The 25,836-nt window shown below is 53.0% G+C and carries 24 protein-coding genes, 1 tRNA gene and 1 other RNA gene; 19 read left to right on the top strand and 7 right to left on the bottom strand.

Features of this window, described 5'->3' with window-relative positions; all coding sequences use genetic code 11:
- Positions 1 to 13 precede the first annotated feature (13 nt).
- A non-coding RNA gene (ssrS, locus tag EOS98_RS04095) (6S RNA) lies at positions 14 to 197 on the bottom strand.
- A 41-nt stretch (positions 198 to 238) separates the two neighbouring features.
- Entirely contained in the window at positions 239 to 568 is a 330-nt protein-coding gene (gene zapA / locus EOS98_RS04100; protein WP_001276011.1) for a cell division protein ZapA, read from the bottom strand.
- A 166-nt stretch (positions 569 to 734) separates the two neighbouring features.
- Between zapA and EOS98_RS04105 the strand changes: the two genes are divergently transcribed.
- The 8 genes from EOS98_RS04105 to EOS98_RS04145 all read left to right on the top strand — a co-directional run bounded on the left by EOS98_RS04105 (position 735) and on the right by EOS98_RS04145 (position 11,507).
- The gene (locus EOS98_RS04105) at positions 735 to 1,313 is read left to right on the top strand and encodes a YecA family protein (RefSeq protein ID WP_000027236.1); all 579 of its coding nucleotides are present in this window, start codon (positions 735 to 737) and stop codon (positions 1,311 to 1,313) included.
- A gap of 25 nt (positions 1,314 to 1,338) precedes the next feature.
- Positions 1,339 to 2,655: a Xaa-Pro aminopeptidase gene (gene pepP / locus EOS98_RS04110; RefSeq protein WP_000193681.1), complete on the top strand. Its 1,317-nt coding sequence runs from the start codon at positions 1,339 to 1,341 to the stop codon at positions 2,653 to 2,655.
- Entirely contained in the window at positions 2,652 to 3,830 is a 1,179-nt protein-coding gene (ubiH, locus tag EOS98_RS04115) for a 2-octaprenyl-6-methoxyphenyl hydroxylase (protein WP_023138765.1), read from the top strand. The genes pepP and ubiH overlap by 4 nt, the downstream gene beginning before the upstream one ends.
- A 125-nt stretch (positions 3,831 to 3,955) precedes the next feature.
- A complete protein-coding gene (gene ubiI, locus EOS98_RS04120) occupies positions 3,956 to 5,158 on the top strand; it encodes an FAD-dependent 2-octaprenylphenol hydroxylase (protein ID WP_001192144.1) in 1,203 nt (400 codons plus the stop codon).
- Positions 5,159 to 5,612: 454 nt separating this feature from the next.
- Positions 5,613 to 6,707 (top strand): glycine cleavage system aminomethyltransferase GcvT, encoded by a 1,095-nt coding sequence (gene gcvT, locus EOS98_RS04125; RefSeq protein ID WP_000068738.1) that lies wholly within the window; start codon positions 5,613 to 5,615, stop codon positions 6,705 to 6,707.
- Between the two features lie 25 nt (positions 6,708 to 6,732).
- Positions 6,733 to 7,122 carry a glycine cleavage system protein GcvH gene (gene gcvH, locus EOS98_RS04130; protein WP_001295377.1) on the top strand — a complete coding sequence of 130 codons (390 nt, stop codon included), beginning with the start codon at positions 6,733 to 6,735 and terminating at the stop codon, positions 7,120 to 7,122.
- 162 nt (positions 7,123 to 7,284) lie between these two features.
- A complete protein-coding gene (gene gcvP, locus EOS98_RS04135; RefSeq protein ID WP_000194964.1) occupies positions 7,285 to 10,158 on the top strand; it encodes an aminomethyl-transferring glycine dehydrogenase in 2,874 nt (957 codons plus the stop codon).
- Between the two features lie 455 nt (positions 10,159 to 10,613).
- On the top strand, positions 10,614 to 11,507 hold the full coding sequence (locus tag EOS98_RS04145; RefSeq protein WP_126523847.1) for a transporter: 894 nt from the start codon (positions 10,614 to 10,616) through the stop codon (positions 11,505 to 11,507).
- Between the two features lie 47 nt (positions 11,508 to 11,554).
- Here EOS98_RS04145 and bglA read toward each other — a convergent pair whose 3' ends face one another.
- Positions 11,555 to 12,988, bottom strand: a complete 1,434-nt coding sequence (gene bglA / locus EOS98_RS04150) for a 6-phospho-beta-glucosidase BglA (protein WP_001230141.1) — start codon at positions 12,986 to 12,988, stop codon at positions 11,555 to 11,557.
- Positions 12,989 to 13,145: 157 nt separating this feature from the next.
- On the opposite strand from bglA, the gene yqfB reads away from it, so the two are divergent.
- Together yqfB and trhA are read left to right on the top strand one after the other, a co-directional pair.
- Positions 13,146 to 13,457 carry a N(4)-acetylcytidine aminohydrolase gene (yqfB, locus tag EOS98_RS04155; RefSeq protein WP_001182976.1) on the top strand — a complete coding sequence of 104 codons (312 nt, stop codon included), beginning with the start codon at positions 13,146 to 13,148 and terminating at the stop codon, positions 13,455 to 13,457.
- A 163-nt stretch (positions 13,458 to 13,620) separates the two neighbouring features.
- Positions 13,621 to 14,280, top strand: a complete 660-nt coding sequence (trhA, locus tag EOS98_RS04160) for a PAQR family membrane homeostasis protein TrhA (RefSeq protein WP_000250289.1) — start codon at positions 13,621 to 13,623, stop codon at positions 14,278 to 14,280.
- Positions 14,281 to 14,395: 115 nt separating this feature from the next.
- On the opposite strand, the gene ygfZ is transcribed toward trhA, so the two are convergent.
- The gene (gene ygfZ / locus EOS98_RS04170) at positions 14,396 to 15,376 is read right to left on the bottom strand and encodes a tRNA-modifying protein YgfZ (RefSeq protein WP_023254245.1); all 981 of its coding nucleotides are present in this window, start codon (positions 15,374 to 15,376) and stop codon (positions 14,396 to 14,398) included.
- A gap of 249 nt (positions 15,377 to 15,625) precedes the next feature.
- Here ygfZ and sdhE point away from each other — a divergent pair, with 249 nt between their 5' ends.
- Entirely contained in the window at positions 15,626 to 15,892 is a 267-nt protein-coding gene (sdhE, locus tag EOS98_RS04175; RefSeq protein ID WP_000351186.1) for an FAD assembly factor SdhE, read from the top strand.
- Positions 15,873 to 16,286: a protein YgfX gene (locus EOS98_RS04180; RefSeq protein WP_000244756.1), complete on the top strand. Its 414-nt coding sequence runs from the start codon at positions 15,873 to 15,875 to the stop codon at positions 16,284 to 16,286. Before sdhE ends, EOS98_RS04180 begins: the two co-directional genes overlap by 20 nt.
- 52 nt (positions 16,287 to 16,338) lie before the next feature.
- Here EOS98_RS04180 and fldB read toward each other — a convergent pair whose 3' ends face one another.
- A complete protein-coding gene (fldB, locus tag EOS98_RS04185) occupies positions 16,339 to 16,860 on the bottom strand; it encodes a flavodoxin FldB (protein ID WP_001055885.1) in 522 nt (173 codons plus the stop codon).
- A 112-nt stretch (positions 16,861 to 16,972) separates the two neighbouring features.
- Between fldB and xerD the strand changes: the two genes are divergently transcribed.
- The 5 genes from xerD (at position 16,973) to lysS (ending at position 23,075) form a co-directional block, all read left to right on the top strand.
- On the top strand, positions 16,973 to 17,869 hold the full coding sequence (xerD, locus tag EOS98_RS04190) for a site-specific tyrosine recombinase XerD (RefSeq protein WP_000434302.1): 897 nt from the start codon (positions 16,973 to 16,975) through the stop codon (positions 17,867 to 17,869).
- 23 nt (positions 17,870 to 17,892) lie between these two features.
- Positions 17,893 to 18,606, top strand: coding sequence for a bifunctional protein-disulfide isomerase/oxidoreductase DsbC (dsbC, locus tag EOS98_RS04195; protein ID WP_000745614.1), 714 nt, complete (start codon positions 17,893 to 17,895; stop codon positions 18,604 to 18,606).
- A 5-nt stretch (positions 18,607 to 18,611) separates the two neighbouring features.
- On the top strand, positions 18,612 to 20,345 hold the full coding sequence (gene recJ / locus EOS98_RS04200) for a single-stranded-DNA-specific exonuclease RecJ (RefSeq protein WP_064012850.1): 1,734 nt from the start codon (positions 18,612 to 18,614) through the stop codon (positions 20,343 to 20,345).
- Between the two features lie 104 nt (positions 20,346 to 20,449).
- Positions 20,450 to 21,548 (top strand): peptide chain release factor 2 gene (prfB, locus tag EOS98_RS04205; protein ID WP_010989230.1). Its coding sequence is split into 2 segments (ribosomal slippage): positions 20,450 to 20,524 and positions 20,526 to 21,548, totalling 1,098 coding nucleotides; the frame shifts between segments, so codons are not numbered across the junction.
- 9 nt (positions 21,549 to 21,557) lie between these two features.
- Entirely contained in the window at positions 21,558 to 23,075 is a 1,518-nt protein-coding gene (gene lysS / locus EOS98_RS04210; RefSeq protein ID WP_000003339.1) for a lysine--tRNA ligase, read from the top strand.
- Between the two features lie 75 nt (positions 23,076 to 23,150).
- Here the strand turns inward: lysS and idi are convergent, their stop codons facing one another.
- Positions 23,151 to 23,696, bottom strand: a complete 546-nt coding sequence (gene idi, locus EOS98_RS04215) for an isopentenyl-diphosphate Delta-isomerase (RefSeq protein ID WP_000133985.1) — start codon at positions 23,694 to 23,696, stop codon at positions 23,151 to 23,153.
- Positions 23,697 to 23,960: 264 nt separating this feature from the next.
- On the opposite strand from idi, the gene actS reads away from it, so the two are divergent.
- Both actS and EOS98_RS04230 read left to right on the top strand, forming a co-directional pair.
- Complete coding sequence (actS, locus tag EOS98_RS04225) at positions 23,961 to 24,719, top strand: amidase activator ActS (RefSeq protein WP_000244328.1); 759 nt, start codon at positions 23,961 to 23,963, stop codon at positions 24,717 to 24,719.
- 79 nt (positions 24,720 to 24,798) lie between these two features.
- Positions 24,799 to 24,872 (top strand) — tRNA-Gly (locus tag EOS98_RS04230).
- Positions 24,873 to 25,003: 131 nt separating this feature from the next.
- Here EOS98_RS04230 and EOS98_RS04235 read toward each other — a convergent pair.
- Entirely contained in the window at positions 25,004 to 25,810 is an 807-nt protein-coding gene (locus EOS98_RS04235) for a DUF1460 domain-containing protein (protein WP_077951111.1), read from the bottom strand.
- Positions 25,811 to 25,836 lie beyond the last annotated feature (26 nt).

A 25,836-nucleotide genomic window follows, 5' to 3' on the forward strand; every position in this document is an offset into this window, starting at 1 on the left:
GCCAGTCAGAAGGGGAATCTCCGAGATGCCGCCGCAGGCTGTAACCCTTGAACCCTTGGTTCAAGGTGAATGTGTCGTCACAGTTTTAAGGCTTCTCGGACGAACCGAGCATGCTCACCAACCGCGGAGCGCCACATTCTTGTGGTATGAAATATCGGCTCAGGGGACTGGCCCGCTTGCAAACATCTCAGAGAAATTCTGTTTTCACAATCACTTTACCATAGTAAAGCGAAAAGTGTTATTCAAAGTTTTGGCCCGTTTTTTCGGTTATGCGACCTTGATCAAGCAACGCCTGTTCGATGGTCTGTTGTAGCATCCGAATACGTTGTTCCATGCTCGCCGCGTAATCGCGGGTCTTCGCTTTTTCCTGAGTTAACTCATAGCTGATATTCAATGCGGCAATGAAAACCAACTGCTCAGTATTTGTGACTCTAGTGCGAACTTTCAGATCTTGCAACCGCTGATTCAGATCGTCCGCAGCCTGATTCAACGCATCCCTTTGGTCAGGCGGGCAATTCACTCGCAGTGAACGGCCAAATATTTGGATATCGACGGGTTGTGCAGACATGCCACCTTCCTGCTGATTGACTGCGCTGCCTTCGTCTCCAGACCCAGGGTCCGCGAAGGGGCGACACTATAGCTACCCTGGTGTGAAGATACAAGCCCTTTTCTGGTTCACCAGGGTCCAAAGTGGTAGCATATCATGAATATCCTCCCTTTGATGACGAATGCTTATGTCTATACAGAACGAAATGCCTGGTTACAACGAAATGAACCGGTTTTTGAATCAACAAGGGGCCGGTCTGACCCCGGCTGAAATGCATGGTTTAATCAGCGGGATGATTTGCGGCGGCAACAACGATAGCTCATGGCAGCCGCTGTTGCACGACCTGACGAACGAAGGTCTGGCCTTCGGGCATGAGCTTGCTCAGGCGCTGCGCAAAATGCACGCGGCGACCAGCGACGCGCTGGAAGACGACGGCTTTCTTTTTCAGCTTTATCTGCCTGAAGGCGACGATGTCAGCGTATTCGATCGCGCAGATGCCTTAGCCGGGTGGGTTAACCACTTTTTGCTTGGCCTCGGCGTAACGCAGCCTAAACTTGATAAAGTCACCGGCGAAACGGGTGAAGCGATTGACGACCTGCGTAATATTGCGCAGCTTGGTTATGATGAGAGCGAAGATCAGGAAGAGCTGGAGATGTCGCTCGAAGAGATCATCGAATATGTCCGTGTTGCGGCGCTGTTATGTCATGACACTTTCACGCGCCAACAGCCGACTGCGCCGGAAGTGCGTAAACCGACGCTACACTAAGAAAAAACGAAATGGAGGCCATGTCATGACTCAGCAGGAATACCAACGCCGTCGCCAGGCATTACTGGCGCAAATGCAGCCCGGCAGCGCCGCGCTGATCTTTGCCGCGCCGGAGGCGACGCGCAGCGCAGACAGTGAATATCCGTATCGCCAGAGTAGCGACTTCTGGTATTTCACCGGTTTTAACGAACCGGAAGCCGTGCTGGTACTGATTAAGAGTGATGACACCCACAACCACAGCGTTTTGTTCAACCGCGTTCGCGACCTGACGGCGGAAATCTGGTTTGGTCGCCGTTTAGGACAGGATGCCGCGCCGGAAAAACTGGGCGTTGACCGGGCGCTGGCGTTTAGCGAAATCAACCAGCAACTCTTTCAGTTGCTTAATGGTCTGGATGTGGTGTACCACGCGCAGGGCGAATATGCGTATGCCGACGAGATTGTTCTGGCTGCGCTGGAGAAGCTGCGTAAAGGCTCCCGCCAGAATCTGACCGCGCCGGCCACCATGACTGACTGGCGACCGATCGTCCATGAGATGCGCCTGTTCAAATCGCCGGAAGAGATTGCTGTCCTGCGCCGCGCCGGGGAAATTAGCGCGCTGGCGCATATCCGCGCGATGGAAAAATGCCGTCCGGGGATGTTTGAGTATCAGCTGGAGGGGGAAATTCACCACGAATTTAATCGCCACGGCGCGCGCTATCCCTCCTATAACACCATTGTCGGCAGCGGCGAAAATGGCTGTATCCTGCATTACACTGAAAACGAAAGTGAAATGCGCGACGGCGATTTAGTGCTTATCGACGCGGGCTGTGAATATAAAGGTTACGCGGGCGACATCACGCGTACTTTCCCGGTGAACGGGAAATTCACGCCAGCTCAGCGTGAAATTTATGACATCGTTCTGGAATCGCTGGAGACCAGCCTGCGACTGTTCCGTCCTGGTACCTCTATTCAGGAGGTGACCGGCGAAGTCGTGCGCATCATGATAACCGGGCTGGTGAAGCTGGGGATTTTGCAAGGAGAGGTTGATCAACTGATTGCCGAAAACGCGCATCGTCCTTTCTTTATGCATGGCCTGAGCCACTGGCTGGGGCTGGATGTTCATGATGTCGGCGTTTATGGGCCGGATCGCTCCCGCATCCTGGAGCCGGGCATGGTGCTGACCGTAGAGCCAGGTCTCTATATCGCGCCGGATGCCGACGTGCCGGAAGCGTATCGCGGCATTGGCGTTCGAATTGAAGATGACATTGTCATTACCGAAACCGGTAATGAAAACCTGACCGCTGGTGTTGTGAAGAAGGCGGATGACATTGAGGCATTAATGGCGGCGGCGCGGCAGCAATGAGCGTCATTATCGTTGGCGGCGGCATGGCAGGCGCGACGCTGGCGCTGGCCATCTCTCAGTTCAGTCATGGGACGTTGCCGGTACACCTGATTGAAGCGAAAGCGCCTGAAGCCGACGGTCATCCCGGCTTTGACGCCAGAGCGATTGCGCTGGCGGCGGGCACTTGTCAGCAACTGGCGCGAATTGGCGTCTGGCAGGCGATTTCCGATTGCGCAACGGCAATCAACACCGTACACGTCAGCGATCGCGGTCATGCCGGATTTGTGACTCTCGACGCGCAGGATTACAGCCTGGCAGCGTTGGGTCACGTTGCGGAGCTGCATGATATCGGGCTGCGTCTGTTTGCGCTCTTGCGTAAAGCGCCAGGCGTTACGCTGCACTGCCCGGAGCGCGTAGCCAGCGTGTCGCGTACCCAACAGCAGGTTAACGTCACACTGGAAAATGGCAATGTGATAGCTGGCAGCGTGCTGGTGGCGGCTAACGGTACCCACTCCGCGCTGGCGTCAGCCTGCGGCGTTGACTGGCATCAGGAGCCTTACGAACAGTTAGCGGTGATAGCGAATGTCGCGACCGCTATCCCGCATCAGGGACGCGCCTTTGAACGTTTTACTCCCAATGGCCCGCTGGCGATGTTGCCGATGTCGCATGGCCGATGTTCGCTGGTTTGGTGTCACCCGCTCGACCAGCGCGATGAGGTGCTGAGCTGGTCCGACGCGCAGTTCTGCCATGCATTGCAGGCCGCGTTCGGCTGGCGGCTGGGGCGAATTACTCAGGCCGGTAAGCGCAGCGTGTATCCGCTTGCCCTGACTACGGCGGCAAAAGTGTTTACTCACCGGACTGTCGTGGTCGGCAATGCGGCGCAGACGTTGCATCCTATCGCCGGACAAGGGTTTAATCTCGGTCTGCGCGATGTCATGAGCCTGGCGGAAACGCTGGTCGCGGCACAGGACGCGGGCGAGGATATTGGCGCCTGGCACGTATTATCGCGCTATCAGCAGCGTCGTCAGGTTGACCGGGATACGACGATTGGCGTAACGAACGGTCTGGTCCATCTGTTTGCAAATCGTTGGGCGCCGCTGGTTATTGGGCGCAATATCGGTTTAATGGCGATGGAGTTATTACCGCCTGCGCGCGATGCGCTGGCACAGCGGACCTTAGGTTGGGTTGCGCGTTAAGCAGATCTGTAGGCCGGATAAGGCATTTACGCCGCCATCCGGCATCGTGTTCGTAAAAATGCCGGATGGCAGCTTCGCCTTATCCGGCCTACGGTTTTGATTGTTCCGGTTTCCAGGAGTAAATAGTGCAAAGTGTTGATGTAGCAATAGTTGGCGGAGGCATGGTGGGACTGGCTGTCGCCTGCGGCTTGCAGGGGAGCGGTTTGCGCGTTGCGGTACTGGATCACGTTGTCCCCCAGCCGTTGGCGAACGATGCGCCGCCTCAGCTTCGGGTGTCGGCGATTAATGCCGCCAGCGAAAAACTGCTTACCCGTCTTGGCGTATGGTCAAACATTGTGGCGCGACGGGCAAGTTGCTACCACGGTATGGAAGTCTGGGATAAAGACAGCTTTGGCCGTATTACGTTTGATGACGCAAGCATGGGATATAGCCATCTGGGGCATATTGTTGAAAACAGCGTCATTCACTACGCATTGTGGCAAAAAGCGCAGCAAGCGGCGGATATCACCTTAATGGCGCCAGCGGAGTTACAGCAGGTCGCCTGGGGGGAGAACGACGCCTTCCTGACTTTAAAAGACGGCGCGATGTTAACCGCGCGTCTGGTGATTGCCGCGGATGGCGCCAACTCCTGGCTGCGTAACAAAGCGGATATTCCCTTAACTTTCTGGGACTACCGTCACCATGCGCTGGTAGCGACTATCCGCACCGAAGAGCCGCACGGCGCGGTTGCTCGCCAGGTGTTTCATGGTGAAGGTATTCTGGCGTTTTTGCCGTTAAGCGATCCGCATCTGTGTTCCATTGTCTGGTCGCTTTCTCCGCAGGATGCGGAGCGTATGCAACAGAGCGGCGACGAGGCGTTTAACCAGGCGTTGACTATCGCCTTCGATAATCGGCTGGGCTTATGCCGCCTGGAAAGCGAACGGCAGGTTTTTCCGCTGACGGGCCGCTATGCTCGCCAGTTTGCCGCGCATCGTCTGGCGTTAGTCGGCGATGCCGCGCACACCATCCATCCGCTGGCAGGGCAAGGCGTCAACCTCGGCTTTATGGACGCGGCCGAACTGGTGGACGATCTGCGCCGGCTTCAGCGTCAGGGCAAAGACATTGGTCAACATCTTTATCTCCGTCGTTATGAGCGTAGCCGTAAACATAGCGCGGCGATGATGCTTGCCGGGATGCAAGGTTTTCGTGACCTGTTTGCCGGCGAAAACCCGGCAAAAAAATTGCTGCGCGACATCGGGCTGAAACTGGCGGATACGCTCCCCGGCGTCAAACCCCAACTGCTTCGCCAGGCAATGGGGCTAAACGACCTTCCGCAATGGCTTCGTTAAGCGTCTGACTGCACGCCAGCAAGAGTTTGAAACCCGTCACACTTTGCTTTCCCGGCTATCGCGCCGGGGGGCTTTCCTCGTTTGAAATAATCTAATTTCACCGCTTATTTCGCATTATATTTTCTAATGCCACTATTTTTGGCGAACGCGATTTTCGACATTTTTTCCGCATTTAATATTAATTTATGTTGTGGTAAATCGTATCAGCTTCCTTTTTATGACGGTTATTTAGCGTAATAGTGGTTTTTTGTGCTGATGGGATTTTAGCGTTTTTTAGTCATAAGCTAATGTGATGGTAAATTCAGCCTTATGGTTTAGCGCCTGGTTCGGTGGTAAGTTCAGGAGCAAGAGAACGTTTGCGTCGGCGCAGGAAAAAGGGCGTCGATGCCAGGTTTCGTGGCGAAGATTTCCCATGAAAATGGTTGTTAGCCCCCGCTAATTCAACGAGGAAAAGATGGCCCAACAGACGCCTTTGTACGAACAACACACGCTATGCGGCGCCCGCATGGTCGATTTTCATGGCTGGATGATGCCCCTGCATTACGGCTCTCAGCTTGATGAACACCACGCTGTGCGCACCGATGCCGGGATGTTTGATGTATCGCATATGACCATTGTCGATCTTCATGGCAGCCGTACACGAGAGTTTCTACGTTATCTGCTGGCCAACGACGTCGCGAAGCTAACGAAGACGGGTAAAGCCCTCTACTCCGGTATGCTTAACGCATCGGGCGGCGTGATTGATGACCTTATCGTCTACTACTTCACTGAAGATTTCTTCCGTCTCGTTGTTAACTCCGCCACCCGCGAAAAAGACCTCTCCTGGATTACCCAACACGCTGAACCTTATGCCATCGACATTACCGTTCGTGACGACCTGTCGCTGATTGCGGTACAGGGGCCGAATGCGCAGGAAAAAGCGGCGACTCTGTTTACTGACCAACAGCGCCATGCAGTAGAAGGTATGAAGCCGTTCTTCGGCGTTCAGGCGGGCGATTTGTTTATCGCCACCACCGGTTATACCGGCGAAGCAGGCTATGAAATCGCCATGCCGAATGAAAAAGCGGCGGATTTCTGGCGTGCGCTGGTGGAGGCGGGCGTGAAGCCGTGCGGTCTTGGCGCGCGCGACACGCTGCGTCTGGAAGCAGGCATGAACCTGTACGGTCAGGAGATGGATGAAGGTATCTCTCCGCTGGCGGCTAATATGGGATGGACTATCGCCTGGGAACCTGCTGACCGCGACTTTATTGGCCGTGAGGCGCTGGAGATGCAGCGTGAAAAAGGCCATGAGCAGCTTGTCGGTCTGGTGATGACCGAGAAGGGCGTATTGCGTAATGAATTGCCGGTGCGTTTTACCGATGCGCAGGGCAATCAGCAAGAAGGCATTATCACCAGCGGGACGTTTTCCCCAACGTTGGGCTACAGCATTGCGCTGGCGCGCGTTCCGGCGGGCATCGGCGAGACGGCGATTGTACAAATTCGTAACCGTGAAATGCCGGTAAAAGTGACTAAACCTGTTTTTGTGCGTAACGGCAAAGCCGTCGCGTGATTCATCCTTTTTTGGAGATTAATTGATGAGCAACGTACCCGCAGAACTGAAATACAGCAAAGAACACGAATGGCTGCGTAAAGAAGCGGATGGCACTTACACCGTTGGCATTACTGAACACGCTCAGGAGCTGTTGGGCGATATGGTTTTTGTTGATCTGCCGGAAGTCGGCGCGACCGTAAGCGCGGGCGACGACTGCGCCGTGGCGGAGTCCGTAAAAGCGGCGTCCGACATTTATGCGCCGGTAAGCGGTGAGATCGTGGCGGTAAACGATGCGCTGAGCGACTCCCCGGAGCTGGTGAACAGCGAACCGTATGCCGGTGGCTGGATCTTTAAAATCAAAGCCAGCGATGAAAGCGAACTTGAATCGCTGCTGGATGCCACCGCGTATGAAGCATTGTTAGAAGACGAATAATGTTGTGCCGGATGGCGCTAATGCTTATCCGGCCTACTCACTGCAACGCGAATGATTTTGCGTATTCGTTTTCGCACGCGTAGGCCCGGTAAGCGTCAGCGCCACCGGGCAATTGAGTTAGAGACAATCACGATTCACTGCACGTTTCAGGAACCATCGCCCATGACACAGACGTTAAGCCAGCTTGAAAACCGCGGCGCTTTCATTGAACGCCACATCGGACCGGACGCCGCGCAGCAGCAAGAGATGCTGAATGCGGTTGGCGCCGAGTCGTTAAACGCGCTGACAGGTCAGATTGTGCCGAAAGACATTCAGCTCGCGACTCCGCCGCAGGTTGGCGAGGCGGCAACCGAATATGCCGCACTGGCGGAATTAAAAGCCATCGCCGGGCGTAACAAGCGCTTCACGTCCTATATTGGCATGGGCTACACCGCCGTGCAGCTACCGCCGGTTATCCTGCGCAACATGCTGGAAAATCCAGGCTGGTATACCGCCTACACCCCTTATCAGCCGGAAGTCTCTCAGGGGCGTCTGGAAGCGCTGCTCAACTTCCAACAGGTGACGCTGGACCTGACGGGGCTGGACATGGCTTCCGCCTCGCTGCTGGATGAAGCGACCGCCGCCGCTGAAGCGATGGCGATGGCAAAGCGCGTCAGCAAATTGAAAAATGCCAACCGGTTCTTTGTCGCCTCTGATGTCCATCCGCAAACTCTGGACGTCGTGCGTACGCGTGCCGAAACCTTTGGCTTTGACGTCATTGTGGATGACGCGGCGAAAGCATTGGATCACCAGGATGTGTTTGGCGTGCTGTTGCAGCAGGTTGGCTCCACGGGCGAAATTCACGATTACAGCGCGCTGATTAGCGAACTCAAAGCCCGTAAAGTGATTGTCAGCGTCGCCGCCGACTTTATGGCGCTGGTGCTGCTTACCGCGCCGGGTAAACAGGGCGCGGACATTGTTTTCGGCTCTGCGCAACGCTTCGGCGTACCGATGGGGTACGGTGGCCCGCACGCGGCGTTCTTTGCCGCCAAAGACGAATTTAAACGCTCCATGCCAGGCCGTATTATCGGCGTCTCAAAAGATGCGGCGGGCAATACCGCACTGCGCATGGCGATGCAGACTCGCGAGCAGCATATCCGCCGTGAGAAAGCGAACTCCAACATTTGTACCTCGCAGGTACTGCTGGCTAACATCGCCAGTCTGTATGCCGTTTATCATGGACCGGTTGGCCTGAAACGCATTGCGAATCGTATCCACCGCCTGACCGATATTCTGGCGGCAGGTCTGCAACAGAAAGGCTTAAAGCTGCGTCATGCGCACTACTTTGACACGCTGTGTGTGGAAGTAGCTGATAAAGCTGCGGTACTGGCGCGTGCGGAAGCGGCAGAGATCAATCTGCGCAGCGATATTCATAACGCGGTGGGTATTACCCTTGATGAAACCACCACCCGTGAGAATGTGGCGCAGTTGTTCAATGTTTTGCTGGGCGACAGCCACGGTCTGAACATTGAAACACTGGATAAAGACGTGGCGCTTGATAGCCGTTCCATTCAGCAAAGTATGCTGCGTGACGATGCGATTCTGACGCATCCGGTATTTAACCGTTACCACAGCGAAACCGAGATGATGCGCTATATGCACTCGCTGGAGCGTAAAGATCTGGCGCTGAATCAGGCGATGATCCCGCTGGGTTCCTGCACCATGAAGCTGAACGCCGCCGCCGAGATGATCCCTATCACCTGGCCGGAATTCGCTGAACTGCATCCGTTCTGCCCGCCGGAACAGGCGGAAGGATATCATCAGATGATTAGCCAGCTTTCTGACTGGCTGGTGAAACTCACCGGGTACGACGCTGTCTGTATGCAGCCTAACTCCGGCGCACAGGGGGAATACGCGGGGCTGCTGGCGATTCGTCACTATCACGAAAGCCGCAACGAAGGGCATCGCGATATCTGCCTGATTCCGGCCTCTGCTCACGGCACTAACCCTGCTTCTGCACATATGGCAGGAATGCAGGTGGTGGTAGTCGCCTGTGATAAGAACGGCAACATCGACCTGGACGATCTGCGGGCAAAAGCAGAACAACATGCTGCGAACCTTTCTTGCATCATGGTGACCTATCCGTCCACCCACGGCGTGTATGAAGAAACGATCCGTGAGGTGTGTGAAGTTGTGCACCAGTTCGGCGGTCAGGTTTACCTTGACGGCGCGAACATGAACGCTCAGGTCGGCATTACCTCACCGGGCTTTATTGGCGCGGACGTTTCGCATCTTAACCTGCATAAAACTTTCTGCATTCCGCACGGCGGCGGTGGCCCAGGCATGGGACCGATCGGCGTGAAAGCGCATCTGGCACCGTTCGTACCGGGCCATAGCGTGGTGCAAATCGAAGGCATGTTAACCCGTCAGGGCGCGGTTTCTGCGGCGCCGTTCGGTAGTGCCTCTATCCTGCCAATCAGCTGGATGTACATCCGCATGATGGGCGCAGAAGGCCTGAAGCAGGCAAGTCAGGTCGCGATTCTTAACGCTAACTACATTGCCAGCCGTCTGAAAGATGCCTATCCGGTACTGTATACTGGTCGCGATGGCCGTGTGGCGCACGAATGTATTCTTGATATTCGCCCATTGAAAGAAGAAACCGGCATCAGCGAGCTGGATATTGCCAAGCGTCTGATCGACTACGGTTTCCATGCGCCAACCATGTCGTTCCCGGTGGCGGGCACGCTGATGGTAGAGCCGACGGAATCTGAAGGTAAGGCTGAGCTGGATCGCTTTATCGATGCGATGCTGGCTATTCGCGCAGAGATTGACCAGGTGAAAGCGGGTGTCTGGCCGCTGGAAGATAACCCGCTGGTGAACGCGCCGCACATTCAGAGCGAACTGGTCGCCGAGTGGGCGCATCCGTACAGCCGTGAAGTTGCCGTATTCCCGGCAGGCGTGGCAGACAAATACTGGCCGACGGTGAAACGTCTGGATGATGTTTATGGCGACCGTAACCTGTTCTGCTCCTGCGTACCGATTAGCGACTACCAGTAATTTACTGATTCGACTGTTTTCTAAAGGCGCTTCGGCGCCTTTTCAGCTTGTTAATAAAGTGCGCTTTGTTTATGTCGGATGCAGTGTGAGTGCCTTATTCAGGCTACAAAGTGTTACTAATTCAATATATTACAGTAAATCGTTGGCTCCTGTCAGGCAACCTGGCGTTTGTATCAGTGTATTAGCCAGAATTAAATTACCGGTTTTTTAGAGTCTAATGATTCATTGTGCATCATTTTTACCTTGCTGTTATTTAATCAAAACAACACAGTATATTTACATGTGGTTACAAATAGTTTCTCTCCGGAATCGTTATTTACCTCTCAATATAGTTACAAAAATTTCCGTATATTAAATTCATCAAGTTATTAATTTAAATTATAAATTAAAAATAAGCATAAATAACGTAAATATTTATTAACTTAGCGCTTTGTTTTTTATACCTGGAGGGAATAATGAAACGATTTATATTTCTGCCATTAATGACATATTTTCTATTAATGAATGCAATGGCAGCTAACGGAGAAAATAATCCCAGTAGTCTATTAGGTGCACCAGTTAATACCGCTATTTCTGGTGGTTCAGTATTGCCGGAAGGAAAGTTATTAACCGCCGTGAATAGCTCATTTCGCGATAAAGATCATCAAATCGAGGGGCACGGAAGTCCGGATGTTTACTCCCAGATATGGTTATTGAAGATTCGTTACGGTTTGACCGACAGACTGGAATTATCAACTGTGGGTTCCTATATCAATAACAAACGAGACAATCTGTCTCCTGAGCACATAGAGGGAATGGGCGACCAATCGGTGGGGGTCAATTATGCTTTAATGAGCCAGCGAAGAGGTGATCCGTTTTGGGTTACGGTAGGTGGGGCAGTATTACTACCCACCGGGCAAGATGGAGATAATCATTTGCCTGGGAATAGCGCCTGGGGAGGAAGAGTAACACTCACTTTAACAAAATTATTTACTCCTAACATTAAAGGGGATATGGGTTTTGTATATCAGGGACCATTTGAGCGCGGTAACCAGGACGTGAAACGAGGTAACGAATTCCAGTGGAATACCCAGGTGCGGTATATGTTTAGCGATTTACCGCTGGATCTTGGTCTGGAAAGTGCCTACAGCAATAATGCCTCTGGAACGAAAAAACTGTCTAATGGCAGCGTAATTAATAACCATTCTGGAACTACCGAATGGGTTGTTGGTCCGTCATTTAATATTGCCGTCGATTCACTGAAATTATGGTTTGGTGCCGGAGCCTTCTTCCCGGTAATGCAGGAAGCGAAGTCGCCAACCAAAATGGAAGATGTACGCTGGGAATTTAAAATAGGTAAGACCTGGTAAGACTCGTTCAAAGTGTTACCCGCCGACTGGCGGGTAACGTGCAGGAGTTAAAGCTTCTCGCCGTTGCTGGCAATCACCTCTTTGTACCAGTTGAAGCTCTTCTTACGCGAACGCGACATATCGCCCGTACCGTCATCGTGCTTGTTCACGTAGATGAAGCCGTAGCGCTTGCTGTACTGACCGGTGGTGAACGACACGCAGTCGATGCAGCCCCACGGCGTGTAGCCCATCAGGTCGACACCATCGTAAGTGACCGCTTTTTTCATCTCTTCAATATGGGCGCGCAGGTAGTCAATTCGGTAGTCGTCGTTGATGCTGCCATCTTCTTCTACTTTGTCGTAAGCACCAAAACCGTTTTCGACAATAAACAGCGGCTTTTGATAGCGTTCGTACAGTTCACACAATGAATAACGCAGGCCCACCGGGTCAATCTGCCAGCCCCAGTCAGATGCTTTAACATAGGGGTTCGGTACGCTGCCTTCAAAACCGGAAATCGCATCGCCGCTACCGCCTTCGGCTTTGACCGCGTTGGTCATGTAATAACTGAAACCAAGATAATCGCAGGTGCCTTCGCGCAGCACTTCAAGATCGCCATCTTCCATTTTGATGTTAAATCCGCGGCGCTCCCACTCGTTCAACACATAGGACGGGTAATAGCCGCGCAGCTGCACATCGGTAAAGACGTAGCGTTCACGCATCGATTCCTGAGCAAACATCACATCTTCTGGTTTACAGGAGAAAGGATACAGCGCGACCATCGCCAGCATACAGCCAACTTTCATCTGTGGATTAATACGACGTGCCGCTTTTACCGCCAGCGCGCTGGCGACAAACTGATGATGTAAGACCTGATACATGGTTTCTTCTGGATTCTCATGCTCGGTATACACTACGCCGGAACAGCAGTAGCCAAACAGCGGCGCGCGCCAGTTTCGCTGGTTGTTAATTTCGTTGAAGGTCATCCAGTATTTGACCTTATGTTTGTAGCGTTCAAACACGACTTCAGCAAAACGGACAAAGAAATCAACGACCTTACGATTGGTCCAGCCGCCGTAGTGCTGTACCAGATGTAATGGCATTTCAAAGTGAGAAAGGGTAATGACCGGTTCGATGTTGTATTTGAGTAACTCATCAAACATGTCGTCGTAGAATTTCAGACCGGCCTCGTTTGGCTGGGATTCGTCGCCATTCGGGAAGATACGCGTCCAGGCAATAGAGGTACGGAAGCATTTGAACCCCATTTCGGCGAAAAGACGGATGTCTTCTTTGTAATGTCCGTAAAAATCCACCGCCTCGTGGTTCGGATAGTATTTGCCAGCAACGACATTCTGGGTGATTTCGCGTGGCACGCCGTGTGCGCCGCCGGTTAGCACGTCGCAGATGCTGGGGCCTTTACCGTCTTTATTCCAGCCGCCTTCAACCTGGTGTGCAGCAACCGCGCCGCCCCATAAAAAATCTTTTGGCAAGGTGAGTTTTCTCATTGTTGCATAATCTCAATTTATTTAGTCTGTTATCATTCATTCTGCACCAAGTGGCATGTAAAGCGTACGCAAAATTCCAGGATGCTCGCGTGTCGGGACAAGAACATATTCAGATCGTAGCATTCACTTCAACGGGGCATATTCAGGGGATAACCACATGCAGCCAAACGACATTACTTTCTTTCAACGTTTCCAGAATGACATTCTGGCAGGGCGTAAAACCATCACTATTCGTGATGCCTCCGAGTCCCACTTTAAAGCAGGCGATGTGCTACGCGTGGGACGGTTCGAAGATGATGGCTATTTTTGCACAATCGAAGTGACAGGAACGTCAACTGTGACGCTGGATACGCTGAACGAAAAACATGCGCAACAGGAAAATATGTCGCTTGATGAGCTGAAACGGGTCATTGCTGAAATCTATCCCAACCAGACGCAATTTTATGTGATTGATTTTAAATGCCTTTGATAAATATGAACGCGTGTTAGTTGAGTTTTTGTAATTAACTTATTGAATAATAAACAAAATTTAATTTTGCGAATTTATTTTAGCTAACATGTGTTCACTGGAACCATTCTCAGTTACGCTAGAGGCGCAGTTCATCGTTATGAACGTTTCTCCGGAGTAAGTTATGGTGCAAAAACCATTAATGACGCAGGGATATTCGCTGGCTGAGGAAATCGCCAACAGTATTAGCCACGGCATTGGATTGGTATTTGGTATTGTCGGCCTGGTGCTGTTGTTGGTTCAGGCGGTAGAGGCGAATGCGGGTATGACGGCTATCGCCAGCTACAGTTTATATGGCGGGAGCATGATCCTGCTTTTTCTTGCCTCAACGCTTTATCATGCCATTCCTCATCAGCGGGCAAAAATCTGGTTAAAGAAATTTGATCACTGCGCTATCTATCTGCTCATTGCCGGAACCTATACGCCATTTCTGCTGGTAGGTCTGGATTCGCCGCTGGCGCGCGGACTAATGATTGTGATCTGGAGCCTGGCGCTATTCGGTATCCTCTTCAAGTTGACGATTGCGCACCGATTTAAAGTGCTTTCACTGGTTACGTATCTGGCAATGGGCTGGCTGTCGTTGATAGTGGTTTATCAGTTGGCGATTAAGCTGGCGATAGGCGGCGTGACGCTGCTGGCGGTAGGTGGCGTCGTTTACTCGCTAGGCGTAATTTTCTATGTTTGCAAACGCATACCTTATAACCACGCCATCTGGCATGGTTTTGTGCTGGGCGGCAGCGTGTGCCACTTCCTGGCCATCTATTTGTATGTGGGACAGGCGTAATTCCCGGATGCCCGTGCCGGATGGCGGCGCTGTCGTACCTTATCCGGCCTACGAGAACAGCACGTGCGAGCCTGATGGCGTTGCGCTATCAGGCTATCCGGCTTTTAACGTGATATCACTCTTCCAACGAGTAAGGCAGCGGGACGATATGCAGGGTGTTGGCATCGTCGCGAACGCGGAAGACGCTTTCGGCTTCTAAATCGTTATTCATGACGGCCTGAACCAGTAACTGACCGTCGTCTAACTGCGTCGCCGCCAGAATAGCGCCGGTACGACGCCAGTTCTCGCCCATCTGTAGCTCCAGATCTTCTCCTGCTTCCGGTACCCGGCTGGCTTTGCCCGCCAGCAACCAAAGCGCGCGTTTATTGGCGCCGCGGAATTTTGCCCGTGCGACCATCTCCTGCCCGGTGTAGCAGCCTTTCTTGAAGCTGATGCCGCCCAGCGCCTGTAGGTTAGTCGCCTGGGGGATAAACTGACCGCTGTTCGCCGCGTCAATCACCGGAATGCCTGCTTCAATATCCAACGCCAGCCACTGTTGACTGTTATTCAGTTCGGCTTCGCCATGCAACTTCTCCGTTAACATGTTGGCCGTCGCGACATCGGTGACAAGCAGGAATCGTTCCGCAGGATGTTCAAACCATAGCAGCGTGGAGGCGCCGTCTCTGACCACCTGATTTTCGCTATTGGGCAGTTCGCTAAAGACATTAGCCAGCGCCGCGCGGGCCTGAAAACCTGCCACGCCAAGCAATACGCGTTCGTCATCCGGCGCGATGACCACTTTGGAAAATACGGCGTACTTTTTCAGCTCCGTTAATTGTGCTTCACGCACGCTACGGCGTTCAATCCAGGCGAAACCGTCGTGCTCACGGAACAGGCGCAGAGTGCTCCACATCTTACCTTTAGCATCGCAGTGGGCGGCGAGAAGGTGTTGCTGTTCAGTCATCTGGCTTACGTCAGCGGTGACCTGGCCCTGAATATACTTTTCACTGTCTACGCCGGTAATGGTCGACAGCGCCCAGTCGTCAAGCGCGATCAGCGTCAGCGGCAGGCGGGCTGACGATGAAGGATGACGTGGTGGAAAGGAGATAAAAGCCATAAATAATGTCCTGGTTAGCTGCAACAATAATGGTTAATGGTAAAAGAGCCATCGGTCATTGCAAGTGCTTTAAATAGCCCATTGAGAGCGGATTGATCGTTTTGCGAGGCGGTATCCAAAATGGATGAACATATTGATTCCCAGCCTTTTATTTCGCGATCGCGTTCCAGATTACTGAGATTCCCGTAAAACAACGCCAAAAACACGTTACAATAGCCCGGTACTTCATTTTCGCGAGGCAGGAAGAACATGGATATTCACAATAAAGCACGTATTCACTGGGCATGTCGTCGCGGTATGCGCGAACTTGATATTTCCATCATGCCGTTTTTTGAACATGAGTACGATAGTTTAAGTGATGAAGAAAAGCGTATTTTTGTCCGTTTGTTGCAGAGTGATGACCCGGATTTATTTAACTGGTTAATGAATCACGGTAAACCGGCTGACGCTGAACTGGAACAGATGGTCCGACTCATTCAGACACGGAATCGGGAACGTGGTCCTGTGGCAATCTGATTTACGCGTCTCATGGCGCGCTCAGTGGATCTCATTGCTCATTCATGGGCTGGTTGCCGCGGTGATTTTATTGATGCCCTGGCCGCTGAGTTATACCCCGTTATGGATGATACTACTGTCGCTGGTCGTGTTTGACTGTGTACGTAGCCAGCGCAGGATTAATACCTGTCAGGGAGAGATCAAGCTACTCATGGACGGCCGCTTACGCTGGCAGGGGCAGGACTGGACGCTCTTGCGTCCGCCCTGGTTACTGAAAAGCGGGATGGTGTTGCGTTTACGCGCAGAGTCTGGACGTCATCAGCATTTATGGCTGGCGGCGGATAGCATGGAAGAAGCGGAATGGCGTGAGTTGCGTCGGATACTGTTACAGCAGCCGATATCAGGCCAACACTGACGGAACGGCGTAAACGCGGTTCCGTCGAGAGGGAAATACAGCGAGTAAGGTTTCAGGCGTAGTGTTCGGCCATTTCGCCGAGAATTTGTTCACACCAGGTCTGTATACGTTCATCGCTGAGATCGTACTGGTTCGTTTCATCCAGCGCCAGGCCGACAAACAGTTGCCCATCCGCAATGACCGGTTTATTGCTGGTAAATTCGTAGCCTTCTGTGGGCCAGTAGCCGACAAATTTAACGCCTTTGAGGGCAAGTTTGTCATGCAACATACCCAGCGCATCCAGGAACCACTCACCGTAGCCGAGCTGGTCGCCCATACCGTAAAGCGCAACGATTTTGCCTTCCAGATTGAGATCGTCCAGTTGCTCCCAGACGGCTTCCCAGTCCTCCTGAATTTCGCCAAAATCCCAGGTGGGGATGCCTAAAATGAGCACGTCGTACTGCTCCATTAAGGCGGGGGCGTCATCCTTAAGGTTATGTAATGTCACCAGCTCCGGGCCGAGGATATCGCGAATTTTCTCTGCGGCCATCTCGGTGTAGCACGTGCTGGAACCGTAAAAAAGACCCATGTTCATTACGTTACATCTCGATTCTGCTATAGCGTTGCGGGTAGTGTAACAGAATCGCTGCATTCACGGCACAATGAGGCATAATGCACCCAAAGTCAGCGTGAAGTGGGGAGCGCGAATGGAACAGGATTTAGCGCGTATTGAGCAGTTTCTGGATGCCCTGTGGCTGGAACGAAATCTGGCGGAAAATACATTAAGCGCGTATCGTCGCGATTTATCGATGGTCGTTGCGTGGTTGCATCATCGCGGAAAAACGCTTGCGACGGCGCAGGCTGATGATTTACAAACGCTGCTGGCTGAACGGGTGGAGGGCGGATACAAAGCGACCAGTTCCGCACGCCTGTTAAGCGCTATGCGGCGCTTTTTCCAGCATCTGTACCGTGAAAAGTATCGTGAGGATGATCCGAGCGCGCAGTTGGCCTCGCCTAAGCTTCCGCAGCGTTTACCGAAAGATCTTAGCGAGGCGCAGGTTGAGCGGCTCTTGCAGGCGCCGCTTATTGATCAACCTTTGGAGTTGCGCGATAAAGCTATGTTGGAAGTGCTGTATGCCACCGGTTTGCGCGTGTCGGAACTGGTGGGGCTGACAATGAGCGATATCAGTCTGCGGCAGGGCGTGGTGCGGGTTATCGGTAAAGGCAATAAAGAGCGGTTGGTGCCGTTAGGCGAAGAGGCGGTATATTGGCTGGAAACGTATCTGGAGCATGGGCGTCCCTGGTTACTCAATGGAGTATCGATTGACGTATTATTCCCCAGCCAGCGTGCGCAACAGATGACGCGGCAGACCTTCTGGCACCGTATTAAACATTATGCGGTACTGGCTGGAATCGATAGCGAAAAACTATCGCCGCATGTTTTACGTCACGCTTTCGCCACGCATTTGCTGAATCACGGCGCCGACTTGCGCGTTGTACAAATGCTACTTGGGCATAGCGATCTTTCGACGACACAAATTTATACGCATGTCGCAACGGAGCGTTTGCGTCAACTTCATCAACAGCACCATCCGCGGGCATGAGTGCTGACAGGAAAGGATAGTTTATGAAAAAGCGTTTTATGATGTTCACTTTACTGGCGGCGGCGTTTTCAGGCGTGGCCCATGCGGATGATGCGGCTATCCGTCAGTCGCTGGCTAAGCTGGGCGTTCAGAGTACGGAAATTCAGGCCTCGCCAGTGGCAGGGATGAAAACCGTCCTCACTCACAGCGGCGTACTGTACGTCACTGATGACGGCAAACATATTATTCAAGGGCCGATGTATGACGTGAGCGGCGCGCATCCGGTAAACGTGACGAACAAACTGCTGATGAGCCAGCTAAATGCGCTGGAAAAAGAGATGATCGTCTATAAAGCGCCGGATGAGAAACATGTCATTACTGTTTTTACCGATATCACCTGCGGCTATTGTCATAAGCTACATGAAGAGATGAAAGATTATAACGCGCTGGGGATCACGGTACGTTATCTGGCCTTCCCGCGCCAGGGGCTGGAAAGCCAGGCGGAGCAGGATATGAAATCTATCTGGTGCGCCAAAGACAAAAACAAAGCGTTTGATGACGCCATGGCAGGCAAGGGCGTGAAACCGGCAAGCTGTGACGTGAACATTGCTGATCATTATGCGTTGGGCGTGCAGTTGGGCGTTAGCGGTACGCCAGCCATTGTATTGAGTAACGGCTATGTGGTGCCTGGCTATCAGGGACCGAAAGAGATGAAAGCGTTTCTTGATGAGCATCAAAAACAGACCAGTGGTAAATAATACGCGTGAAACAACAGAGACAACTTCGTCGGCGCGAGGCTGATGAGACGGCGGAACTCCCCGTCGATCTTCCTCCATTACTACGACGTTTATATGCCAGCCGGGGCGTTCGTAGCGCCCGCGAACTGGAGCGCAGCGTGAAAGGAATGCTGCCCTGGCAACAGCTTAGCGGCATAGATAACGCGGTGGAGATCCTCTACAACGCCTTTCGCGAAGGTACCCGCATTATTGTTGTTGGCGATTTTGACGCCGACGGCGCGACCAGTACTGCGCTAAGCGTATTGGGAATGCGTGCGTTGGGATGTGACAACATCAGTTATCTGGTGCCTAATCGCTTTGAAGACGGCTACGGTTTAAGCCCGGAAGTGGTCGATCAGGCGAAGGCGCGCGGCGCGCAGCTTATCGTCACCGTAGACAACGGCATTTCATCCCACGCCGGCGTAGCGCATGCAAAGACGTTGGGGATTCCGGTGATCGTGACCGATCACCACCTGCCAGGCGACACGTTGCCGGATGCCGAAGCGATTATTAATCCCAATCTGCGCGGCTGCGAATTCCCGTCTAAGTCGCTGGCGGGCGTCGGCGTGGCGTTTTACCTGATGCTGGCGTTGCGAACATTTTTGCGCGACAAAGGATGGTTCGACGAGCGCAACATCGCGCCGCCGAATCTGGCGGAGCTGCTGGATTTAGTGGCGTTGGGAACGGTAGCAGACGTTGTGCCGCTGGACGCTAACAACCGTATTCTGACCTGGCAAGGGCTAAGTCGTATTCGTGCCGGGAAATGCCGCCCGGGAATTAAAGCGTTGCTGGAGATATCGAATCGCGATCCGCAGCAGCTTGCCGCCAGTGATTTAGGCTTCGCGTTGGGGCCTCGTCTGAATGCCGCCGGCAGGCTGGATGATATGTCCGTTGGCGTGGCGTTACTGTTGTGCGACAACCTCGGCGAAGCGCGTGTTCTGGCCAGCGAGCTGGATGCGCTTAACCAGACGCGCAAAGAAATAGAGCAGGGGATGCAGGCGGAAGCGCTTATCCTGTGCGAAAAGCTTGAGCGCAGTAGTGAAACGCTTCCGGGCGGTCTGGCGATGTATCATCCTGAATGGCATCAGGGCGTGGTCGGAATTCTGGCGTCGCGCATTAAAGAGCGTTTTCACCGCCCGGTGATCGCCTTTGCGCCTGCGGGCGACGGCACGCTAAAAGGCTCAGGCCGATCGATTCAGGGGCTGCATATGCGCGATGCGCTGGAAAGGCTGGATACGCTTTACCCTGATCTGATGATCAAGTTCGGCGGTCATGCTATGGCGGCGGGATTGTCGCTGGAAGAGCATAAATTCGAGCAGTTTCAGCAACGTTTTGGCGAGCTGGTGACGGAATGGCTCGATCCTGCCCTGTTGCAAGGCGAGGTGATCTCCGATGGTCCATTAAGCGCGGCGGAGATGTCTATGGAAGTGGCGCAACTGTTGCGGGATGCCGGACCGTGGGGGCAAATGTTCCCGGAACCGTTATTCGATGGTCGTTTCCGTCTGCTACAGCAGCGTCTGGTGGGCGAGCGCCACCTCAAGGTGATGGTGGAGCCTGTCGGCGGCGGCCCGCTGTTGGATGGCATCGCATTTAATATTGATACGACCTGTTGGCCGGATAACGGCGTGCGGGAGGTAGAACTGGCTTATAAACTGGACATTAACGAGTTTCGCGGCAACCGTAGTTTACAGATTATTATCGATGATATTTGGCCGCTATGATCGGGGCGATTTAACAACACTTTCGCTGTAATTAAGGGGCGAAATCCGCTAATATTTCGCCCTTATAACCGCATTTTGACAAGTCAAATAAAAGAAATCAGACCATGTTTGAAATTAACCCGGTGAATAACCGCATTCAGGACCTCACGGAACGCACCAACGTTCTTAGGGGGTATCTTTGACTACGATGCTAAGAAAGAGCGTCTGGAAGAAGTAAACGCCGAGCTGGAACAGCCGGATGTCTGGAACGAACCTGAGCGCGCGCAGGCGCTGGGAAAAGAGCGTTCATCGCTCGAAGCGATCGTCGATACGCTTGATCAAATGACTCAGGGGCTGGACGACGTTTCCGGGCTGCTGGAACTGGCGGTAGAAGCTGACGACGAAGAGACGTTTAACGAAGCCGTCGCGGAACTGAATACGCTGGAAGAGAAACTGGCGCAGTTGGAATTCCGTCGGATGTTCTCCGGCGAGTACGATAGCGCCGATTGCTATCTCGATATTCAGGCCGGTTCCGGTGGTACTGAAGCGCAGGACTGGGCCAGCATGTTGCTGCGTATGTATCTGCGTTGGGCGGAGGCGCGCGGCTTCAAGACGGAAGTCATTGAAGAGTCGGAAGGGGAAGTCGCCGGCATTAAGTCCGCGACTATCAAAATCTCCGGCGAATATGCCTATGGCTGGCTGCGCACTGAAACCGGCGTACATCGTCTGGTGCGTAAAAGTCCGTTTGACTCCGGCGGTCGCCGTCATACCTCGTTTAGCTCCGCGTTTGTGTACCCGGAAGTGGACGACGATATCGATATCGACATTAACCCGGCGGATCTGCGTATCGACGTCTATCGCGCGTCTGGCGCAGGCGGTCAGCACGTTAACCGTACGGAGTCCGCCGTGCGTATCACCCATATTCCCACCGGGATCGTGACGCAGTGCCAGAACGACCGTTCGCAGCACAAAAACAAAGACCAGGCCATGAAGCAGATGAAAGCGAAGCTTTATGAACTGGAGATGCAGAAAAAGAACGCTGAAAAACAGGCGATGGAAGACACTAAGTCCGATATCGGCTGGGGAAGCCAGATTCGTTCCTATGTCCTGGACGATTCCCGCATTAAAGACCTGCGTACTGGGGTGGAAACCCGCAATACACAGGCGGTACTGGACGGTAGTCTGGATCAATTTATCGAAGCAAGTTTGAAAGCAGGGCTATGAGGAATCAACATGTCTGAACAAAACGCACAGGGCGCTGACGAGGTAGTCGATCTTAACAATGAAATGAAGGCACGTCGCGAGAAGCTGGCTGCACTGCGTGAGCAGGGTATCCCGTTCCCGAACGATTTCCGTCGTGACCGTACCTCAGACCAACTGCACGCAGAGTTTGACGCGAAAGAAGCTGAAGAACTGGAAGCGCTGAATATTGAAGTGTCCGTCGCGGGCCGTATGATGACTCGCCGTATTATGGGTAAAGCCTCTTTTGTTACCCTGCAAGACGTAGGCGGCCGCATTCAGCTGTATGTGGCGCGCGATGATCTGCCGGAAGGCGTTTACAACGAGCAGTTCAAGAAGTGGGATCTTGGCGATATCCTCGGCGCGAAAGGTAAGCTGTTCAAAACCAAAACCGGCGAGCTGTCTATCCACTGCACCGAACTGCGCCTGCTGACGAAAGCGCTGCGTCCGTTGCCGGATAAATTCCACGGCCTGCAGGACCAGGAAGCGCGCTATCGCCAGCGTTATCTGGATCTCATCTCTAACGATGAATCCCGTAACACCTTCAAAACCCGTTCGAAGATCCTGGCCGGTATTCGCCAGTTTATGGTTGCTCGCGGCTTTATGGAAGTCGAAACGCCGATGATGCAGGTGATCCCAGGCGGCGCGTCTGCCCGTCCGTTTATCACCCATCACAACGCGCTGGATCTGGACATGTACCTGCGTATCGCGCCGGAACTGTACCTCAAGCGTCTGGTGGTTGGCGGCTTCGAACGCGTATTCGAAATTAACCGTAACTTCCGTAACGAAGGCATCTCCGTGCGCCATAATCCTGAGTTCACCATGATGGAACTCTATATGGCGTATGCGGACTACAAAGACCTGATCGAGCTGACTGAGTCTCTGTTCCGTACGCTGGCGCAGGATGTTCTGGGCACCACCCAGGTTCCGTACGGTGATGAAGTGTTTGACTTCGGTAAGCCGTTCGAAAAACTGACCATGCGTGAAGCGATCAAGAAATATCGTCCGGAAACGGATATGGCTGATCTGGACAACTTCGATTCCGCGAAGGCGATTGCTGAAAGCATTGGCATTCACGTCGAGAAGAGCTGGGGTCTGGGCCGTATCGTCACCGAGATCTTTGACGAAGTCGCTGAAGCGCATCTGATTCAGCCGACCTTCATCACCGAATATCCGGCTGAAGTGTCTCCGCTGGCGCGTCGTAATGATGTGAACCCGGAAATCACTGACCGCTTCGAGTTCTTTATCGGCGGTCGTGAAATCGGTAATGGCTTTAGCGAGTTGAACGATGCGGAAGACCAGGCGCAGCGTTTCCTGGATCAGGTTAATGCAAAAGCGGCGGGCGATGACGAAGCCATGTTCTACGACGAAGACTACGTGACGGCGCTGGAACACGGTTTACCGCCGACAGCGGGTCTGGGAATTGGTATCGACCGTATGGTGATGCTGTTTACTAACAGCCACACGATTCGCGACGTTATTCTGTTCCCGGCGATGCGTCCGGTGAAATAAGATGTAAATTGCCGGATGGGGCATTAGCCGCCATCCGGCATCTCTTCGTTCAGACGTAGCGCCATCAGGCAATTTTTAACGCTGGCAGTAATCGAGCAGTCGTTCACGCGCTTGTTCGTCTGACGCTTGCATGACCATCCACGGGCTAAATGCCCACGGCGTAGCGAGAAGGCTTTTCCATACGCTTTTAAATTCGCTCCACTGATAGTCCATCACCTCTTCGCTGTTAACCTGTAACACACTGGTTGCCCGCGCGGCAAATACCGGACAGACTTCATTTTCCACAATACCGTTTGGATCTGTCGCCCGATAGCTGAAGTGCGGATAGACGGGGGTGAGATCGGTAATTTCCACGCCGAGTTCGAACCGACAACGGCGGATGATCGCCTCTTCGGTGGTTTCGTCTTGTTGCGGATGACCGCAAACCGAATTCGTCCACACGCCTGGCCAGGCTTTCTTGCTCAGCGACCGTCGTGTTACCAGCAACTGACCATCTTCGTTAAATAGCCAGCAGGAGAAAGCCAGATGCAAAGGCGTATTAAGCGTATGAGCCGCATACTTTTCCAGTGTGCCGGAAGGCTTATCCTGCTCATCCAATAAAACGACATGTTCCTCAGTCATGAAAGCTCCTGAAAATTAAAATGACCCGGCAGCATGGCCAGGCCATATACTCAGACGATCAGCGTAGCGCATAACAGAAAGAAAGGCATTACCAAAACAGGCCCTGACAGAACGCAGACGAGCACCATTGTGCCGTGAGTCGATATTATGCTGGCATATCGGATATTCGCGGCATCATCATCCGCGCGGACCCTTTCCGGCGTCAATGGATTGGGCATACGGCATTTGGCTGCTATCATAAGGCGTCTGTCAATAGAGTGAGGAATGGTTTTGAGCGCAGGACGCCTGAACAAAAATAGCCTGGGTATTGCGGTGCTGTTATGCACAGGGCTGCTGCTGGCGGGGTGTTCCAGTAATTCCGGCTCAGGAACGTATTCCGGCTCCGTCTATACCGTTAAGCGCGGCGATACGTTGTATCGTATATCGCGCGCTACGGGAACCAGCGTGAAAGAACTGGCCCGACTGAATGGCATTTCTCCGCCTTATACTATTGAGGTGGGGCAGCGAATTAAAGTGCGCGGCAGCGCAAAGAGTAGCAGTTCAACACGCAAAACCAGCAATAAAACAGCAACAAAAACTGCTGCGGTCAGACCGTCATCTTCGGTGCCAAAATCCTCCTGGCCGCCGGTGGGGCAGCGTTGTTGGGTATGGCCTGCTAACGGTAAAGTGATTTTACCTTATTCCACCGCGGAGGGCGGAAATAAGGGGATCGATATTGCGGGCGCGCGCGGAACGCCTGTTTATGCGGCGGGAGCGGGTAAAGTTGTCTATGTCGGGAACCAGCTGCGCGGTTACGGCAATCTCATCATGATTAAGCACAATGAAGATTACATTACGGCTTACGCTCATAATGACACCATGCTGGTTAATAATGGACAAAGCGTTAAAGCGGGGCAAAAAATCGCTACGATGGGCAGCACGGATGCCGCATCCGTAAGACTACACTTCCAGATTCGCTACCGGGCGACGGCCATCGATCCGCTGCGTTATCTGCCGCCGCAGGGGAGTAAACCGAAGTGCTGACGGCGAATTAATCGCCAGTCAGCCAGTAAGTCTCTTGCCAACCAGAGCGTAAGGTTTATAATGCCTTACGCATCTCAAAGCGGGCGTAGTTCAATGGTAGAACGAGAGCTTCCCAAGCTCTATACGAGGGTTCGATTCCCTTCGCCCGCTCCAGACAAATATCTTCTAGTATTTACTAACTCCACGAATTTACAGCAATTTTCCGTGTCGGCCCCACAGTACACAGGGTTTCAATACCTATGTCGGACGGCTATTATCAGCTGGCGACTCCGGTAATGACTTTATCATTCAGCCCGCAGCACAACGATGCCCGGTCTGGAATGCATGTATTCCATAAACGGTGTGTCCACCACTTTTCTGTTTGCGGCCAATGAGGAGGCGTTCCTGAACCACACCTGTTCATCATGGCGAACTACGATACCCACATGTGAAACGTCCAGCCCGTCAAGCGGGGAGTAGACACCGATATAATCCCCGTTTTTTAGGTGGTTCATGACCTGCTGGTTGATGGCTCTTCCGGGAATGTAATTTATTTTACGAGGATGGATGCCCAGACCAGGAATGTACTCGCCGCCATCAGGTTTATGGTTAAGCTGCTTGTCAACAACGACATAATCAGGGCTGATATCCGGCGTTACATCCCGTGCATTACGCGGTGCTGCGGCGAACCAGTCAGAGAAGAAGTGCCGGCGGCTGAGATAAGCAACTTTGCCCGCGGCGTAGCGAGTCCTGGCAAGATTATGCAGAAACGATTTCTGATTATCGCTGCGGGCCAGGGCTTCAACGTAATCAGCCAGGGTAAAGCAGTCCACTCCGTTGAAATTCGCTACAAGGACTTCGGGGGTGCCGGGCCCACCGATGAGCGTATCCGCCTGATAAGGTGTTCCGAGAAAAGCAGACGATACGCGGCTGATAACTTCTCCATGGTTTTCGCCTTTATAAGGAATGACATTCGACTGGATAATCCGGCTTATTTTTTCTGCCGTAACGCTGTCCATGCTGGTCTGATATTTTTCTGTGCCAGGGACGGCACAGGCCGTCAGATGCGCCGACATAAGCAAAATTGTCCATGTATTTACCTTCATTATCATCTCCGGAAAGGTTCAAATCCCTTTTT

Source organism: Salmonella sp. SSDFZ69, assembly GCF_004010755.1.
GTDB classification, from domain to species: Bacteria; Pseudomonadota; Gammaproteobacteria; order Enterobacterales; family Enterobacteriaceae; genus Salmonella; species Salmonella enterica.